Below are 15,759 nucleotides of genomic sequence, written 5' to 3' on the forward strand. Positions count from 1 at the left end.
CGGTCGTTCCTGCCCTCCCGACGGGATCAGCGTTTCGCGCGCACCTTCGCGGCCTTCTTCGCCTTCTTCTCCCGGGCGTCCCGGGCCAGGAGCGTCTTCTCGTCGATCGGTGCGTCTCCGCCGGCGCGGCGGCGGCGCGTGTACTCCGCGGCCTCCTCCTGGCGCTGCTGCTCGGCGCCGCCGGCGATGGCCGACCGCAGGTGCTCGGGCCCGTAGCCGAACGCCTCGACGAGGTCGAGCGCGTGGGGGCGGATCTTGACGAGCAGGCGGTTGATGTAGCCGTCGAGCGTCCGGGCCCGCTGCGAGGAGAGCCGCCCGTTCATCAGGAACCAGGCGAGGTCCTTCTCGATCAGGCACAGGCCGAAGAGGTCGCGGAGGCGCGTGAGGACCTCCCGCGTGCCCGGGTCCTCGAGCTTCTTCAGCCCGCGGGTGAACGCCTCCCACTGCAGCAGTTCGGCGTGGGCGTGCGCCATCTCGATGAGCTCGTCCTGGTGCTCGTTGAACAGCGCCGCCGACTGTTCCTGCGACCTGCCCTTCGCCCCGCGGAGCACCGCGGCGACGTCGGCCACGCGGGCCTGCACGCGGTCGGTGAGCAGCTGGCGCTGCGTGTCCTCGTCGCGGAGGGCGATCGCCGACTTCTTCCCCGACCCGGAGTCGGCCACCGTCTGCGCGACACGCCGGAGTCCCGAGCGGTGCAGGGTCTTCCCCGCGGCCTGGGAGACGGCGTAGCGGGCGAGCACGCCGAAGTCGACGCCCTTGAACTCCTTGGCGTAATCGGTCAGCAGGCGCTTGGCGACGAGCTGCAGCAGGACCGTGTTGTCGCCCTCGAAGGTCACGTACACGTCGAGGTCGGCACGCAGCGAGGCGAACCGGTTCTCGATGAGGAACCCCTGGCCGCCGGTCGCCTCGCGGCACTCCTGCAGCGTGTCGAGGGCCAGCCACGTGCTGAGCGGCTTGAGGGCCGCGGCCAGGGTCTCCAGGTCCTGGCGGTCCTCGTCGGTGTCGTGCTCGCCGGAGAAGACGCCGTCGAACTTCTCGAGGAGTTCCTCGTGCGCGAAGGACGCCGCGTAGGTCGCGGCCAGGCGCGGCAGGAGCCGGCGCTGGTGCCGCTGGTAGTCCATCAGCACCTCCTCGCGCAGGTTCGAGGACGCGTTGAACTGGCGGCGCTGGGTCGAGTAGGTGATGGCGGCGGTGAGGGCGAGCTTGCTCGCCGCGACGGCGGCGCCGTCGAGCGAGACGCGCCCCTGCACGAGGGTGCCGAGCATCGTGAAGAAGCGGCGGCCCGGGGAGGCGATGGGCGAGCTGTAGGTTCCGTCCTCGGCGACGTCGCCGTAGCGGTTCAGCAGGTTGGTCCGGGGGACGCGGACGCCGGTGAAGTGCAGCCGTCCGTTGTCGATGCCGTTGAGGCCGCCCTTGATGCCGTCGTCCTCGCCGCCGACGCCGGGCTTGAAGGACCCGTCCGCGTCCCGCAGTTCCACGTAGAGGCCGTGGACGCCGTGGTTCACGCCGTTGGTGATCAGCTGCGCGAAGACGACGGCCGCCCGTCCGTCGACCGCCCCGTTGCCGATGTAGTCCTTCCACGCGGCGCGGAAGGGCGTGTCGATGACGAACTCGTCCGTGGCCGGGTCGAACGTGGCGGTGGTGGCGATACTGGCCACGTCGCTGCCGTGACCGGTCTCCGTCATGGCGAAGCAGCCGGGGATCTCCATGTTCATGATGCCGGGCAGCCACGCCGCGTGGTGCTGCTCCGTGCCCAGGTGCATGACGGCTGAGCCGAAGAGCCCCCACTGCACCCCGGCCTTGATCTGCAGCGAGGGGTCGGCGACGACCAGCTCCTCGAAGCCGGCGATGTTGCCGCCGTTGTCGTCGTCCCCGCCGAAGGCCTTCGGGAAGGCGCGGTGCACGGCCCTCTGGCCCACGAGGTAGTGGAGCTGGTCGAAGCAGCGCAGGCGGTGGTCGGTGTGCGTGAGGCCCTCGATCTTGTGCAGCTCGGGGCGGCCGGCGAGCTCGCGGGCCACGCGGCGCACGTGTGCCCACCTGCCGAGGAGCAGTTCTCCGAGCTCGGCCGTGTCGACGGTGGCCCGATCATCGTCCCTGATGTCGACCGTCGGCGGGATCTGCTGCGGCCTGGAGATGGTGTCGGTCATGGCGTGTCCTTCGCTGGTCGGCGGGTTGCGGGGGAAGGCGGGGCAGCCGCCGGCACGAGGTCCTCGTACCGGCTGATGCCGTCGAAGAGCCAGCCCGTGATGTGGCGGGCCATCTGCTCCTCGGTGGGTCTGTCGGGGCTCTCGGGGGCGCAGAGCCAGCTCTCGCCCGCGGCCCGCACCATGCCGATCGCCGCGGCCGGCCAGTACTCCGGCGCGGCGTCGTCGGGACCGGCGGGACGGTCGGGGGACAGCAGGTAGGCACGCATGGGCCGCGAGACCATCTCGGTGATCGCGGCGAGGAAGTGGGCGAGGGTGTCCTGGGGGCCGTCGTCGGCCGCCGTGGATTCCGCGATGCCCACGCGCGTCACGAAGGCGTAGACGTTGGGTGAGGTCTGGGCCATCTGCAGGTAGGCGAGCACCATCGAGTACAGGCCCTCACGGGGCGTCGAGGCGGACTTCGCCGCGTCGAGCACCTTCTGCTGCATCTGCCCGATGACCACCTCCGCCATGGCCCGCTGCAGCCCTGTCTTGTCGCCGAAGTAGCGGTAGTACACGGACTTGGAGGTGTCGGCCGCCGCCGCGATGTCCTCCATGGACGCGCCCGGGCCGAGGGAGTCCACGGCCCGCCGGGCGGTCCTGATGAGCTGGCGGCGCCGCTCCGCGCGGTGCTGCTCCCACCGGCTGGATCGCCCGTCGGACGCTGCCGGGGCACCACTCGGCGCCTTCGGGGAGGTGCCCTTCAGGGCCGACGGGAGCTTCATGATACCCAGCGTATCAGGTACGCTAGGTATCGGTAATCCACCCCCTCGCACCAGGAGTTCTTCCATGGCAGATCAGGCCGGGGCGCAGCACGCCTCCTCACCCCGCACGGCAGTCGTCATCGGCGGCAACCGCATCCCCTTCGCGCGGTCCGGGGGCGCGTACGCCTACTCCTCCAACAAGGACATGCTCATCGCCGCCCTGGACGGGCTGGTGGCCCGCTTCGGGCTCCAGGGGGAGCGCATCGGGGAGGTCGCCGCGGGCGCCGTCCTCAAGCACTCCCGCGACTTCAACCTGACCCGTGAAGCGGTCCTCGGCTCGGCCCTCTCGCCCGAGACGCCGGCCTACGACCTGCAGCAGGCCTGCGCCACCGGCCTCGAGACCGTGGTGGGGCTGTCCAACAAGATCAGGCTCGGGCAGATCGAGTCGGGCATCGCCGGCGGCGTCGACTCCGCGTCCGACGCCCCCATCGCCGTCAGCGAGGGGCTCCGGCGCGTGCTGCTGGACCTGTCCCGCGCGAAGACGACGCAGCAGAAGCTCCGGACCCTCGCCACGCTCCGCCCGAAGGACCTCTCGCCCAACGCCCCGACGACCGGGGAGCCCCGCACGGGCCTGTCCATGGGGGAGCACCAGGCCCTCACCACGGCCGCGTGGGAGATCACGCGCGAGGCCCAGGACGAGCTCGCCTTCCGCAGCCACCGGAACCTGGCGGCGGCCTACGAGCGTGGGTTCTTCACGGACCTCCTGACGCCGTACCGGGGCCTCACGAAGGACGCGAACCTCCGCGCGGACACCTCGCTCGAGAAGCTGGCCACGCTCCGGCCCGTCTTCGGGAAGTCCCTCGACACCCCGGCGACCATGACGGCCGGCAACTCCACACCGCTCACCGACGGCGCCGCCGTCGTCCTGCTCGGCAGCGAGGAGTATGCGACCGCCAACAACCTGCCCATGCTCGCGAACATCGTCGACGCCGAGGCGGCAGCAGTGGACTTCGTGCACGGGGACGAGGGCCTGCTCATGGCACCGGTCCACGCCCTGCCACGCCTGCTCGAGCGCAACGGCCTCACCCTCGAGGACTTTGACTTCTTCGAGATCCACGAGGCCTTCGCCGGGACGGTCCTCGGCTCGCTGGCGGCCTGGGAGGACGCGGACTACTGCAAGCGCGTCCTCGGCCTCGACGGCGCACTCGGCAGCATCGACCGGGCGAAGCTCAACGTCAACGGCTCCTCCCTCGCCGCCGGGCACCCCTTCGCGGCGACGGGCGGACGGATCGTCGCCTCCCTCGCCAAGACGCTGTCCGAGCGGGGCGGCCGCGGCCTCATCTCGGTCTGCGCCGCGGGCGGCCAGGGCGTCGTCGCGATCCTCGAGGCCAGGAACTGATGGGGGACAGCTACCTCGACCTCGTCAACACCCCGCTGCCCGGCAGGATCGCCAAGGCCCTCGGCCTGCCGCGGCCCTCGGTGCTGCGGCGCTACACGCCCGGGGAGGCCGTCGCTGCGCAGCCCGTGCTCGTCACGGGGTCCGGGGCCGGCGCCGAGGCGCTCGCCGACGTCCTGCTGGGCTGGGACGTCGAGGTGCGGCGGCACGTGCTGCCGGGCGAGAAGCTGGGCGCGGCCGTCGTCGTCCTCGATCGCGCCGCATCGCCGGAGGACCTCGCTGCACCGATGCTCGAGCTCGGGCAGGCCGTGCGGCTGCTCGTCCCGGGCGGGCGCGTCGTCGGACTCCTCCGGTCCTCCGCCGACACCGCCGATCCCGCCGAGGCCGCGGCCCGCCAGGGCATCGACGGCGCTCTCCGGTCGATGGCCCACGAACTGCGGGGTGGCGCGACCGCCAACGGGATCGTCCTGCGGGGGAACGCCACGACCACCGACCCCACCACCCTCGGCGCCCTGAGGTTCCTCCTGTCCGGCAGGAGCGCGTACGTGGACGGCCAGTTCATCGAGGTCACCTCCACGCCCGCGGGCGGCGTCGCCGGCGCCGCGGCCCGTCCGGCGGCGGAGGGCACACCCGACCGGCCCCTCGCGGGCAGGACGGCCGTGGTGACCGGGGCGGCACGCGGCATCGGCGCGAAGATCGCGGAGGTCCTCGCCCGCGACGGCGCCCGCGTGGTCGCCGTGGACGTGCCCGCGGCCGGGGAGCAGCTCGCCCGGGTCGCCAACACCGTCGGCGGGACGGCCCTGCAGCTCGACATCACAGCACCCGACGCCGCGACGCGGATCCTCGACCACGTCGGGCAGCGCTACGGCGTCCTCGACATCGTGGTGCACAATGCGGGCATCACGCGGGACAAGCTGCTCGCCAACATGGACGCGGCCCGCTGGGACTCGGTGATCGCGGTGAACATCGCCTCGCAGCTGCACATGAACGAGCGGCTCCTCGCCTCTCCCGTCTTCTCGGACACGGGCCGCATCATCAGCCTCGCCTCGACGAGCGGCATCGCCGGCAATCGCGGACAGAGCAACTACGCCGCGTCCAAGGCCGGGGTCATCGGCATGGTCCGGGCCCAGGCGGCGGCCTTCGACGACGGAGGCCGCACCATCAACGCCGTCGCGCCGGGCTTCATCGAGACGGACATGACCGCGAAGATCCCGCCCCTCACCCGCCAGGTGGCACGCCGCCTGAGCAGCCTGCAGCAGGGCGGGCTGCCCGTCGACGTCGCCGAGACGGTCGCCTTCCTGGCCTCCGACGCGGCGGCCGGGGTCAACGGGCAGGTGCTCCGCGTCTGCGGGCAGAACCTGGTCGGCGCGTGAGCGGGGCGGCCGTGCAGGACGTGGCGCTGCCCGCGGTACCGGGCCTTCCCGGGCTGTACCGGCAGGCGGTGGTCCTCGCCGGGCGGCGGAGGATCCGCCGGGAGGGCATGCCGTCCGGCCTTCCCGCCGCACGCCACCGTGTGGACGGCGTGGTCGCCGACCTCGGCGCCCTCACCCGGTTCCAGCAGCTGTTCGGTGCCGCCGTGCGGGACCGGCTGCCGTCGGCCTATCTGCACACGCTCGCCTTCCCGGTCGCCCTGAGCGTCCTGGCGCGGGCGGACTTCCCGCTGCCCCTGCTCGGCCTGGTGCATCTCAGCAACGAGGTGCACCAGGCACGGCAGGTCGGGGCCTTCGAGGCGCTCGACGTCGTCGCGTGGGCGGAGGACCTGCGACCCCACGCCGCGGGTACTCAGGTGGACCTGGTCATCGAGGCCTCCGTCGGCGGCGAGCGGATCTGGACGGGCCGCTCCGTCTACCTGGCCCGCGGCCTCCGCACGGACGGCGCGGCCCCGGCCGTCCGGCGCGACGGCGACCGCCCCGCCTTCTCCGCCCCCGTGCCGACGGGCCTGTGGCGGCTGGGTGCCGACACGGGACGGCGCTACGCCGCCGTCTCGGGGGACTGGAACCCCATCCACCTCACCGGACCGACGGCGAAGGTGCTGGGCATGAAGGGCGCCATCGCCCACGGCATGTACCTGGCCTCGCGCATGGTCGACGAAGCCGTGCCGGCCCCCGGCGGCGCCCTCGCGTGGCGCATCGATTTCGCCGCCCCGGTGCAGCTGCCCGGGACGGTGACGACGTCGTTCGCCCGCGCCGGGCATGCCACCGGGAGGGATGGCGCCGGCAGCGTCGTCGAGGTGGTCGGGTGGTCCGCCGGGCGTCGCCGGCCACACTTCACGGGCTGGGTGCGCGCGGAATAGTTGCACGGCGGACGGGCCCTGTCCAGAGCGGCGACGATTTTCGGGGGGAGTTCCCCGGAAGTCGTCCTTTACACTGGCAGGGCCGCCGCCCTCAGGGCACACTCCAGGGACCGGCCCACGTGGGCCGGCCCCCAGTATGGAAAGAGGAGTTTCGTGAACTCTCAAGGTCTCAAAGCGGGAATGATCGCCGCATCGGCCCTGATGGCATCGGCGCTGATGGCAGCAGGTCCCGTCCAGGCAGCACCGGCCCTACCCTCCATCGACACCGTCGTCGCCGGAGGTACCACCCCCGGGACGCAGTCCCACACCCAGGAACAGAGCCAGGCGGCGCTCGACGCCTACTGGACCGCCGACCGCATGAAGGACGCGAAGCCGGCGAACACCATCAACTCCGGCTGGGCCGCCGCGGGCCGCTCGATCCTGCCGAAGGCCGGCCAGCAGGCCGTCGCGAAGGCCCCGAAGGCGCCCGCCGTCCAGCCGCGGGCCATCGCCCAGTCTCCCGTCCCACGTATCGGCAAGGTGTTCTTCACCCAGGCAGGGCAGAACTACGTCTGCTCCGCCAACTCGGTGCAGAGCGGTAACCAGAGCACCGTCGCGACCGCCGGTCACTGCACCTACGACGTCGCCACGGGCTGGGTCACGAACTTCGTCTTCGTCCCCGCCTACAACAACGGCGCGGCGCCGTACGGCAAGTGGACGGCGCGTTCGCTCCACGCGGCCACCGAGTGGGTGTCGCGGGGCGACATCAACTACGACGGCGCCTTCGCCGTCGTGAACACGCTCAACGGCCGGACGCTCGCCGCCACGGTCGGGGCATCGAGCATCGGCTTCAACATGGCGCGCAACCTCAGCTACACCGCCTACGGCTACCCCGCAGCAGCGCCCTTCAACGGCGAGCGCCTCTTCAGCTGCTCCGGCGCGTCCTCCACCGACCGGCTCGGCGGCACCCAGTCGCAGGGCATCCCGTGCGACATGACCGGCGGCTCGTCGGGCGGCCCCTGGTTCGTCGGCTCCGGCGCATCCGGCACACAGAACTCGGTCAACAGCTTCGGCTACAACACGCAGGCGAACGTGATGTACGGGCCGTACTTCGGCAGCTCCATCCAGTCCGCGTACTCCATCGCGGCCAGCCGGTAGGCACCACCCTTCCAGCTCCGACCCACCACACGGCACGGGCGGTCCCCTCGTCGGGGACCGCCCGTCCGCCGTCCCGGGGCAGGTCCGCCGCGTCGTCCCCCGTCCGTCCTCGTCCGTCCCGGGCCGCCTCCCGGGTGGGCGCATGCCACCCGGTCGGGTCCACCTAGACTGGGGCCATGACCGGCCCCACCCTCGCCGACCGCGCGGCGGAACTCGACACCGCCGACCCGCTGGCACACCACCGCAAGCTCTTCCTCGGCGCAGACGCCGTGCAGTCCTACCTCGACGGCAACTCGCTCGGCCGTCCCCTCGCGAGGACGGTGGACAGCCTCACCGCCTTCGTGGAGGAGCAATGGGGCGGGCGCCTGATCCGGGGCTGGGACGAGGGCTGGCTCGAGTTGCCCGAGCGGATCGGCGACCAGCTCGGACGCGTCACGCTCGGAGCCGCCGCCGGGCAGTGCATCGTGGCGGATTCGACGAGCGTCCTGCTCTACAAGCTGGCGCGCGCCGCGGTGGCCGCACGCCCAGACCGCACCGAGATCGTCATCGACCGCGACAACTTCCCGACCGACCGCTTCATCGTCGAGGGCATCGCCAGGGAGCGGGGGCTGACGCTGCGCTGGATCGACGTCGCCTACGACGGCGGGGCCACCCCGGCGGACGTCTCCGCCGTCGTCGGGCCGCAGACCGCGCTGGTCCTGCTCAGCCATGTCGCCTACCGCTCGGGTTTCGTCGCCGACGTGCCCGCGATCACGAGGATCGCCCACGACGCCGGGGCGCTCGTCCTGTGGGACCTCAGCCACTCCGTGGGGTCCGTGCCCGCCGAACTCGACGCCTGGGGCGTCGACTACGCCGCGGGCTGCAGCTACAAGTACCTCAACGGAGGTCCCGGCGCCCCGGCCTGGGCCTACGTGGCCCAGCGCCACCTGGCCACCCTCGACCAGCCGATCCTCGGCTGGCTCGGCAGCGCGGACCCCTTCGCGATGGGATCCGCCTACCAGCCCGCAGCGGGGATCCGGCGCCTGGTCTCCGGGACGCCACCGATCGTCGGCATGCTGGCGATGCGCGAGATGCTGGACCTGATCGAGGAGGTCGGCATGCCGGCGGTCCGCCGCAAGTCGGAGCTCCTCACCGCCTTCGCCGCGGACGCGGTGGAGGAGCTGCTGTCCCGGTACGGCGTCGTCCTCGCCTCCCCGCGCGCGGCCTCCGACCGCGGCGGCCACATCACCATCGACCACCCCGCCTTCGCCGCGATGGTGCCCGAGCTGTGGCAGGACGGCATCATCCCCGACTACCGCAACCCCGACGGGATCCGGCTCGGTCTCTCGCCGCTCTCGACGTCCTTCGCCGAGGTCGCGGTCGCGGTCGACGGCATCGCCGCGCGCCTGGCGGCCGACACGGGGACGGCCGTCCGCGCCCCCGCCCCGGGCCTGTAGCGCCCCATCGTGCCTTTCGACCCCGCCCTGCTCTGGGAGCGGATCGCCGCCGGCTTCACGCGCGCGCTCCCGCCCGAGATCGGCGTGCCCGGACTCGTCGCGATCGTCGTCGTGGCCGCCGCCCTCTCCGTGCCGCGGCGATCGTGGCGGGTCTTCGGGCTCTTCGTCACGGTGGTACACGAACTCGGCCACGCGGCGGCGGCACTCCTGACGCTGCAGCGCGTCACCGGCATCACCCTGCGCCTCGATCATTCCGGCACGACCACGAGCAGGGGACGCCGCGGCTGGCGGACCGCCTTCACGACCTTCTGGGGGTACCCGGTACCCGCCGTCGTCGGCGCCGCCCTCGTCTGGAGTGCCGCCCACGGCTGGGCGGCGGTGGCCCTCTCCGCCGGAGCGCTGCTCCTGGTGGCCGCGCTCGTCCTGATCCGCAACGGGCAGGGCTTCCTCATCCTGGGCGGCACCGCTGCCGCGTCCCTCGCCCTCGTCTGGTTCGGGGGAGCGGTGCCCGCCGGCTTCGTCTGCCTGGTCCTCGGCATCGCCCTGCTGGTCGGTTCCTGCCGTGACTGGGTCAAGGTGGTGCGCGTCCACGTCCGACGGCGTGACCTCGGCACCTCCGATGCGCACCTGCTGCAGGACGCCACGCGCATCCCGTCGCCGGTCTGGCTCGGATCGTTCGCGCTCGTCATCGGGGCGGCCCTCGTGCAGTGCCTCGGGCCGCTGTCGCTCATCGCGGACCGGGCGGCCCAGGGCTGATGCGCCTCCCCCTTCCGAGCCGGCCCGGGGGGCGGTCGGGGGCCGGTCAGTCGCAGCGGCGGGTGCGACCCGAGCTGTAGGGTGCGCCCTGCTCGCGGCACAGGTCGTCGAAGAGTTCGTTGACCGCCTGCGAGACGCAGTCCCGCTCATGATCCGGCAGTTCCATCAGGCCGTGCAGGTACGCGTTGATCTCGTACTCGTCCACGCCGCCGCCCATGCTGAAGTAGTGGACCCAGAGCTGACCGGGCGAGATGTTGGCGCGCTTCATCGCGTCATACGTCCGGGCGTACTGCTCCCGATCGGGGTTCGTTCCGTCCACGTCGTCCACTCCATGCACTCGGGGCACCGTTCCCGGGACGGGTCGATGCTTCGGCGGTGTTGAAAACAGCATACGCACGCCCGCAGCACCCGGGAGCCCGGGCCGGGGCTGCCTCGCGGATCGCGATCCGGAACGCAGAGCGGCAGTCCACCGTTGCTGATGATTCGCGGGGCCACGGCCTCCGCGACGGTCCTCCCGATGCAACAACGCGGTCGGACTCGTGCTAGAGTTTCTCTCGTTGCTTTCGCCGGTTTCGACCGCGAAAAACCACCCGCGCGGGTGGCGGAATGGCAGACGCGCTAGCTTGAGGTGCTAGTCCTCTTATTGAGGGTGGGGGTTCAAGTCCCCCTCCGCGCACAGTGAAGGCCCTAGTCAGAGAGATCTGGCTGGGGCCTTCTCGTCGTTCCCCGACGATGCTCCGTGGCGGGCGGTGGCGATCCGCACCCGCCGGGGTGCGCACTCGCTAGGCTGGAGGCAACTGCTACCCAGGAGGACCGCGTGGGCATCCCACCCGAAGATGAAGTTGTCAGGATCTGCCAGGAACTGATCCGGATCGATACCTCGAACTTCGGGGACAACGTGGGGCCCGGGGAGCGGCAGGCCGCCGAGTACACGGCCGGGCTGATCGAGGAGGTGGGCCTGTCCACGCAGCTCTTCGAGGCCGCCCCGGGGCGCACGTCCGTCGTCGCCCGCATGGAGGGCTCGGACCCGTCGCTGCCCGCCCTCGTGGTCCACGGCCACCTCGACGTGGTGCCCGCGCAGAAGGAGGACTGGACGGTCGACCCGTTCGGCGGCGAGGAGAAGGACGGCCTGATCTGGGGCCGCGGTGCCGTCGACATGAAGGACATGGACGCCATGATCCTCTCCGTCCTGCGATCCATGCAGCGGGACGGCGTCAGGCCGCAGCGCGACCTCATCTTCGGGTTCTTCGCCGACGAGGAGGCCGGCGGGGCGTACGGCGCATCCTGGCTCGTCGACAACAAGCCGGAGATCTTCGAGGGGGCCACCGAGGCCATCTCCGAGGTGGGAGGGTTCTCGGCGACCATCGGCGGGCAGCGGACCTACCTCCTGCAGACCGCGGAGAAGGGCATCTCCTGGCTGCGCCTCGTCGCCCACGGGCGCGCAGGCCACGGCTCGCAGATCAACACCGACAACGCCGTGACCGCGCTGGCCCGCGCCGTCACCCGCATCGGCGACCACTCGTGGCCCATCGAGCTCACACCCACCACGCGCCAGTTCCTCGACGGCGTCACCGAACTCACCGGCGTCGAGTTCGATCCCGACAATCCCGACATCATCCTCAAGGAACTGGGCACCGTGGCACGCTTCGTCGGGGCGACCCTGCAGAACACCGCGAACCCCACGGTCCTGAAGGGCGGCTACAAGCACAACGTCATCCCCGGCACCGCGGAGGCACTCATCGACGTGCGCACGCTGCCCGGACAGCAGGACCAGGTCCTGGAGATCATCCGCGGACTCGCCGGTGAGGGGGTGGACGTGAGCTACGAGCACAAGGACACCTCCCTGGAAGTGCCCTTCGCCGGCAACCTCGTGGACTCGATGATCGACGCCCTCCACGCCGAGGACCCCGGCGCGAAGGTGCTGCCCTACACGCTCTCGGGCGGCACGGACAACAAGTCACTGAGCCGGCTCGGTATCACCGGGTACGGCTTCGCGCCCCTGCAGCTGCCCGACGAACTGGACTTCACCGGCATGTTCCACGGGGTCGACGAGCGCGTCCCGGCCGACTCCCTGCGGTTCGGCGCCAAGGTGCTCTCCCGCCTGCTCACCCGTTACTGAACCGGTGGCCATGACCCCCGGGGCACCGGACGCGGGCCGGCTCCTGCCCGCAGGACTGCTCGGGCGCTTCCGGGCGAGGGCCGCCGGCTACGACGCCGCCAACACGTTCTTCACCGAGGACTTCGCCGAACTCGAGGCGGCCGGCTACCTCCGCCAGCTGGTGGACACCCCGCCCGGCGACGCGGGCGGCATGGCCGGTGCGGCCGCCGCGCAGCGCCTGCTGGCCGCGGCTGCGCCCGCGACGGCCCTCGGGGTCAACATGCACCTCGTGTGGACGGCGGTCGCCGGCCTCCTCGCCGACCGCGGGGACACATCGCTGCACGGTGTCCTCGCGGACGCGGGACGCGGGGAGGTCTTCGCCTTCGGCGTCTCGGAGCCGGGCAACGACGCCGTCCTGTTCGACTCGCTGACACGGGTGGACCGCCTGCCCGACGGCGGCTTCAGCTTCACCGGCACGAAGGTCTTCACGAGCCTGTCACCGGTCTGGACCCGGCTCGGGATCTTCGGCAAGCTCGAGGGCCGGGACGGGGACGACGTCATCCTCCACGCCTTCGTGCCCCGCGGGACGCCGGGGGTCGAGATCGTCGAGGACTGGAATCCGCTCGGGATGCGCGCCACGCAGTCGTCGACGACGCGACTCTCCGGAGTCCGCGTGCCCGAGGACGCCGTGTTCAGGCGCGTACCCGTGGGGCCGAACGCCGACCTGCTGGTGTTCGGGATCTTCGCCGCGTTCGAGAGCCTGATCGCCGCGGTCTACCTGGGTATCGCGGACCGGGCGCTCGACCTCGCGGCCCACGCCCTGACCCGGCGTCGCAGCATGGTCGCGGACCGTCCGCTCGCGGACGACCCGGTCCTCCGGAACACCCTTGCGGCCGCCGCGATGCAGCGGACCGCGGCCGAGGCCGAGCTCCGTGCCGTGGTGCAGGATCTGGACGCCAGGAGCGATCTCGGGTCCGCGTGGTTCCCCCGTCTGGTGACGCTGAAGACCCATGCGGTCGAGGCGGCGGTCGCCGCGACGGGCACCGCGCTGCACGTGGGCGGAGGATCGGGTTTCTCGGCGGATTCCGAGGCGGTGCGGCTGCATCGCGACGCCCTGGCCGGCCAGTTCCATCCGTCGACCGAGGAATCGGCCCGGGCGACGGTCGCCACGGCACTCCTCGGCCCGCCGTCGACCTGACACGGCCCCGGAACCGCGCAAGGCCCGGCAAGGGAAGCGGCGGAGGACCGGCCACTGCCGCGGCGGTACGTCGCGCTGCGGGCGCTAGGCGGTGCGCTCGACCCGCAGGACCTTGCGGCGCAGCCAGTAGCGCCTGTCGCCGCCCATGTAGATGCAGCTGCGTTCGAGTTCCCACTTGCCGTACTCGGCATGCTCGGTCAGTAGTTTCCGCGCCGCGGGCAGGGGCTCACGGGCACTCACCGTCAGGACCAGGTACTCGTATTGCAGCCCATAATCACGCTTCCGGACGGCCGTGGCATTCAGAAAATGTTCTCGCATATCCCTCCAATTCCGATCACTTTACCGATAACGTCTAGGCCATGAGCATAGATCCGCGTGTCGCGCTCCAGTCCCTCGTGACGGCCCTCGAAGAGCATCTGGCGGCCGCGGCGTCACAGCGGGACGACAACGATCCCGCGGTGGAATCCGCGTACCTGGGGATCGCGGACGCGTTCGAGGTCTACGAGGAGGCCCTCTACGACGCCTTCGGCGAAGTGACCCCGCTCGAGATCTACGAGGACACCGAGGACGACACCGAGGACGACACGGACGACGACGAGGATCAGGACGGCGACGACGACGAGGAAGCGGACTACGCGTCCGACCTGGTCGACGCCGAAGTGGAGAACTGACCGCATCCTGATGCGCCGCCCGACGGCCCTGGGCCCGCGCGCGTCGGGCCCGGGCATCAGCTCAGGGCCGAGACCTCGTCCAGGACCTCCGCGATCGGTTCGGCCACGGGTGCACCACTGGTCTGCAGGAGTTCCTTGAGCTGCTGCGGCGTCCGTGCACCGACGATCGCGGCGGCCACGCCGGGGCGGTGGAGGAGCCAGCGCAGTGCGAGCTCGTGCGGCTGCAGATCGAGTCCGCGGGACGCCGTGCACAGCGCCTCCGTGATCCTCTGGGGCTTGCCGGAGAGATAGGGCTCCACGTACGGCGCCCACACGTCCGAGGCGGCCCGGGACTCCGAGGGGATCCTGCCGCGGTACTTCCCCGTGAGGACGCCCCGGCCCAGCGGGCCCCATGCCAGGATCGCCGCACCGAAGGCCTCGGCGGACGGCAGGACGTCCCGTTCGGCGCCGCGGCTGATGAGCGAGTACTCGACGTCGTTCACGAGCAGCGGGAACGACGCCGTCGCAGCGGCCCGGGCGAACTCCCAGCCCGAGTAGTTGGAGACGCCCACGTAGCGTGCGCGGCCGCTGGCGTAGGCGACGTCGAGCGCGCTCAGCGTCTCGTGCAGCGGGACGGTCGCGTCGGGGGAGGGCGCGAGCCACACGTCGACGTGGTCGGTGCCGAGCAGTGAGAGCGACGCGTCCAGCGAGTCCAGCAGTCCCCGGCGCGAGGCGTCCAGGCGCCGGCTGCCCGAGCGTGTCGTCCCGCCCTGCACCACCAGGACGAGTTCCGAACGAGCGACGGTGTCACCGATGAAGCCGCCCAGCATCGCCTCCGCCTGGCCCTCGCCGTAGCGGGCCGCGGTCTCCACGAGCGTGCCCCCCGCGTCGGTGAAGAGACGGAGCTGCTCGCGGGCCGCCTCCTCGCCGACCTCCTGCCCCCAGTTCATGGTGCCGAGTCCCAGCGCCGAGACGGTCAGGCCGCTCGCTCCCACGTTTCGCCGTTGCATGAGGCCAAGCCTAAAGCCTGGGCCCGGCCGCATGGCTTAGGGTCGTAAGGGTGCATTGGATAGAAGCAGTCATCCTGGGGTTCGTCCAGGGCCTCACCGAATTCCTGCCCATCTCCTCGAGCGCCCACCTGCGCATCGTCGGCGAGCTCCTGCCGAACGCACAGGACCCGGGTGCGGCGTTCACGGCGATCACCCAGCTGGGGACGGAGACGGCCGTCGTCGTCTTCTTCTGGCGGGACATCGTCCGCATCGTCAGGGCCTGGTTCGGTGCGCTGCGGGGCAAGGTCCCGCGGAACCACCCGGATGTCCGCATGGGCTGGCTCGTCATCCTCGGCAGCGTCCCGATCGTGGTGCTCGGGCTCCTGTTCCAGGACCAGATCGAGGGGACCTTCAGGAGCATGTGGCTCGTCGCGACCATGCTGATCGTGTTCGGGCTGATCCTCGCGGTCGCCGACCGTGTGGGACGGCAGACGCGGGACCTCCAGAGCCTCACCTACCGGCACGGCATCCTGTACGGCCTGGCGCAGGCCCTCGCGCTCGTCCCGGGCGTGTCGCGCTCGGGCGGGACCATCACGGCGGGCCTGCTCATGGGCTATACCCGCGAGGCGGCAGCCCGCTATTCGTTCCTCCTCGCCATCCCCGCCGTGTTCGGCAGCGGTGTGTTCCAGCTCGTGAAGAGCTTCGACGAGACCGGTCCGTACGGACTGCCGGAGACGGCGCTGGCGACGGCGGTCGCGTTCGTCGTCGGCTTCGCCATCATCGGCTGGTTCCTCAGGTTCGTCACGACGCGCGGCTACGGGCTCTTCGTCTGGTACCGCATCCTGCTCGGTCTCGCGCTCTACGTGCTCCTCGGGTTCGGCGTCATCAGCGCCTGACGCCGGGCCGTAAGGTAGAACGT

15 protein-coding genes and 1 tRNA gene are annotated in these 15,759 nt (G+C 71.5%); 11 read left to right on the forward strand and 5 right to left on the reverse strand.

Features of this window, described 5'->3' with window-relative positions; genetic code table 11:
• Window positions 1–26: 26 nt before the first annotated feature.
• Window positions 27–2,147: an acyl-CoA dehydrogenase gene (locus CXQ97_RS04530; RefSeq protein ID WP_104179639.1), complete on the reverse strand. Its 2,121-nt coding sequence runs from the start codon at window positions 2,145–2,147 to the stop codon at window positions 27–29.
• Window positions 2,144–2,908, reverse strand: a complete 765-nt coding sequence (locus CXQ97_RS04535; RefSeq protein WP_104179640.1) for a TetR/AcrR family transcriptional regulator — start codon at window positions 2,906–2,908, stop codon at window positions 2,144–2,146. Before CXQ97_RS04535 ends, CXQ97_RS04530 begins: the two co-directional genes overlap by 4 nt.
• Before the next feature lie 64 nt (window positions 2,909–2,972).
• Between CXQ97_RS04535 and CXQ97_RS04540 the strand changes: the two genes are divergently transcribed.
• The 6 genes from CXQ97_RS04540 to CXQ97_RS04565 all read left to right on the forward strand — a co-directional run bounded on the left by CXQ97_RS04540 (window position 2,973) and on the right by CXQ97_RS04565 (window position 9,905).
• Window positions 2,973–4,286 (forward strand): acetyl-CoA C-acetyltransferase, encoded by a 1,314-nt coding sequence (locus CXQ97_RS04540; RefSeq protein WP_104179641.1) that lies wholly within the window; start codon window positions 2,973–2,975, stop codon window positions 4,284–4,286.
• Complete coding sequence (locus CXQ97_RS04545; protein ID WP_104179642.1) at window positions 4,286–5,656, forward strand: 3-oxoacyl-ACP reductase; 1,371 nt, start codon at window positions 4,286–4,288, stop codon at window positions 5,654–5,656. The genes CXQ97_RS04540 and CXQ97_RS04545 overlap by 1 nt, the downstream gene beginning before the upstream one ends.
• Complete coding sequence (locus CXQ97_RS04550) at window positions 5,653–6,576, forward strand: MaoC/PaaZ C-terminal domain-containing protein (RefSeq protein ID WP_258062254.1); 924 nt, start codon at window positions 5,653–5,655, stop codon at window positions 6,574–6,576. The genes CXQ97_RS04545 and CXQ97_RS04550 overlap by 4 nt, the downstream gene beginning before the upstream one ends.
• Window positions 6,577–6,729: 153 nt before the next feature.
• Window positions 6,730–7,713, forward strand: a complete 984-nt coding sequence (locus CXQ97_RS04555; RefSeq protein WP_258062255.1) for a serine protease — start codon at window positions 6,730–6,732, stop codon at window positions 7,711–7,713.
• A 176-nt stretch (window positions 7,714–7,889) separates the two neighbouring features.
• The gene (locus CXQ97_RS04560) at window positions 7,890–9,149 is read left to right on the forward strand and encodes a kynureninase (RefSeq protein ID WP_104179644.1); all 1,260 of its coding nucleotides are present in this window, start codon (window positions 7,890–7,892) and stop codon (window positions 9,147–9,149) included.
• 9 nt (window positions 9,150–9,158) lie between these two features.
• Window positions 9,159–9,905, forward strand: coding sequence for a M50 family metallopeptidase (locus CXQ97_RS04565; protein WP_104179645.1), 747 nt, complete (start codon window positions 9,159–9,161; stop codon window positions 9,903–9,905).
• A gap of 46 nt (window positions 9,906–9,951) precedes the next feature.
• Here CXQ97_RS04565 and CXQ97_RS04570 read toward each other — a convergent pair whose 3' ends face one another.
• A complete protein-coding gene (locus tag CXQ97_RS04570) occupies window positions 9,952–10,224 on the reverse strand; it encodes a hypothetical protein (protein WP_146069570.1) in 273 nt (90 codons plus the stop codon).
• A 273-nt stretch (window positions 10,225–10,497) separates the two neighbouring features.
• Between CXQ97_RS04570 and CXQ97_RS04575 the strand changes: the two genes are divergently transcribed.
• From CXQ97_RS04575 to CXQ97_RS04585, 3 genes are all read left to right on the forward strand, one after another.
• A tRNA-Leu gene (locus CXQ97_RS04575) sits at window positions 10,498–10,581 on the forward strand.
• 141 nt (window positions 10,582–10,722) lie between these two features.
• Entirely contained in the window at window positions 10,723–12,024 is a 1,302-nt protein-coding gene (locus tag CXQ97_RS04580) for a M20/M25/M40 family metallo-hydrolase (protein ID WP_104179647.1), read from the forward strand.
• 10 nt (window positions 12,025–12,034) lie between these two features.
• The gene (locus CXQ97_RS04585) at window positions 12,035–13,201 is read left to right on the forward strand and encodes an acyl-CoA dehydrogenase family protein (protein WP_104179648.1); all 1,167 of its coding nucleotides are present in this window, start codon (window positions 12,035–12,037) and stop codon (window positions 13,199–13,201) included.
• An 84-nt stretch (window positions 13,202–13,285) separates the two neighbouring features.
• Here the strand turns inward: CXQ97_RS04585 and CXQ97_RS04590 are convergent, their stop codons facing one another.
• Window positions 13,286–13,519: a DUF5703 family protein gene (locus tag CXQ97_RS04590; protein ID WP_104179649.1), complete on the reverse strand. Its 234-nt coding sequence runs from the start codon at window positions 13,517–13,519 to the stop codon at window positions 13,286–13,288.
• A 41-nt stretch (window positions 13,520–13,560) separates the two neighbouring features.
• Here CXQ97_RS04590 and CXQ97_RS04595 point away from each other — a divergent pair, with 41 nt between their 5' ends.
• Window positions 13,561–13,872 (forward strand): hypothetical protein, encoded by a 312-nt coding sequence (locus tag CXQ97_RS04595; RefSeq protein WP_104179650.1) that lies wholly within the window; start codon window positions 13,561–13,563, stop codon window positions 13,870–13,872.
• A 56-nt stretch (window positions 13,873–13,928) separates the two neighbouring features.
• Here the strand turns inward: CXQ97_RS04595 and CXQ97_RS04600 are convergent, their stop codons facing one another.
• Window positions 13,929–14,861: an aldo/keto reductase gene (locus tag CXQ97_RS04600; RefSeq protein WP_104179651.1), complete on the reverse strand. Its 933-nt coding sequence runs from the start codon at window positions 14,859–14,861 to the stop codon at window positions 13,929–13,931.
• A 50-nt stretch (window positions 14,862–14,911) separates the two neighbouring features.
• On the opposite strand from CXQ97_RS04600, the gene CXQ97_RS04605 reads away from it, so the two are divergent.
• Window positions 14,912–15,736, forward strand: coding sequence for an undecaprenyl-diphosphate phosphatase (locus CXQ97_RS04605; protein ID WP_104179652.1), 825 nt, complete (start codon window positions 14,912–14,914; stop codon window positions 15,734–15,736).
• Window positions 15,737–15,759 lie beyond the last annotated feature (23 nt).

Origin of the sequence: Arthrobacter sp. B0490 (genome assembly GCF_002929355.1) — a bacterium.
Lineage (GTDB): Bacteria > Actinomycetota > Actinomycetes > Actinomycetales > Micrococcaceae > Arthrobacter_D.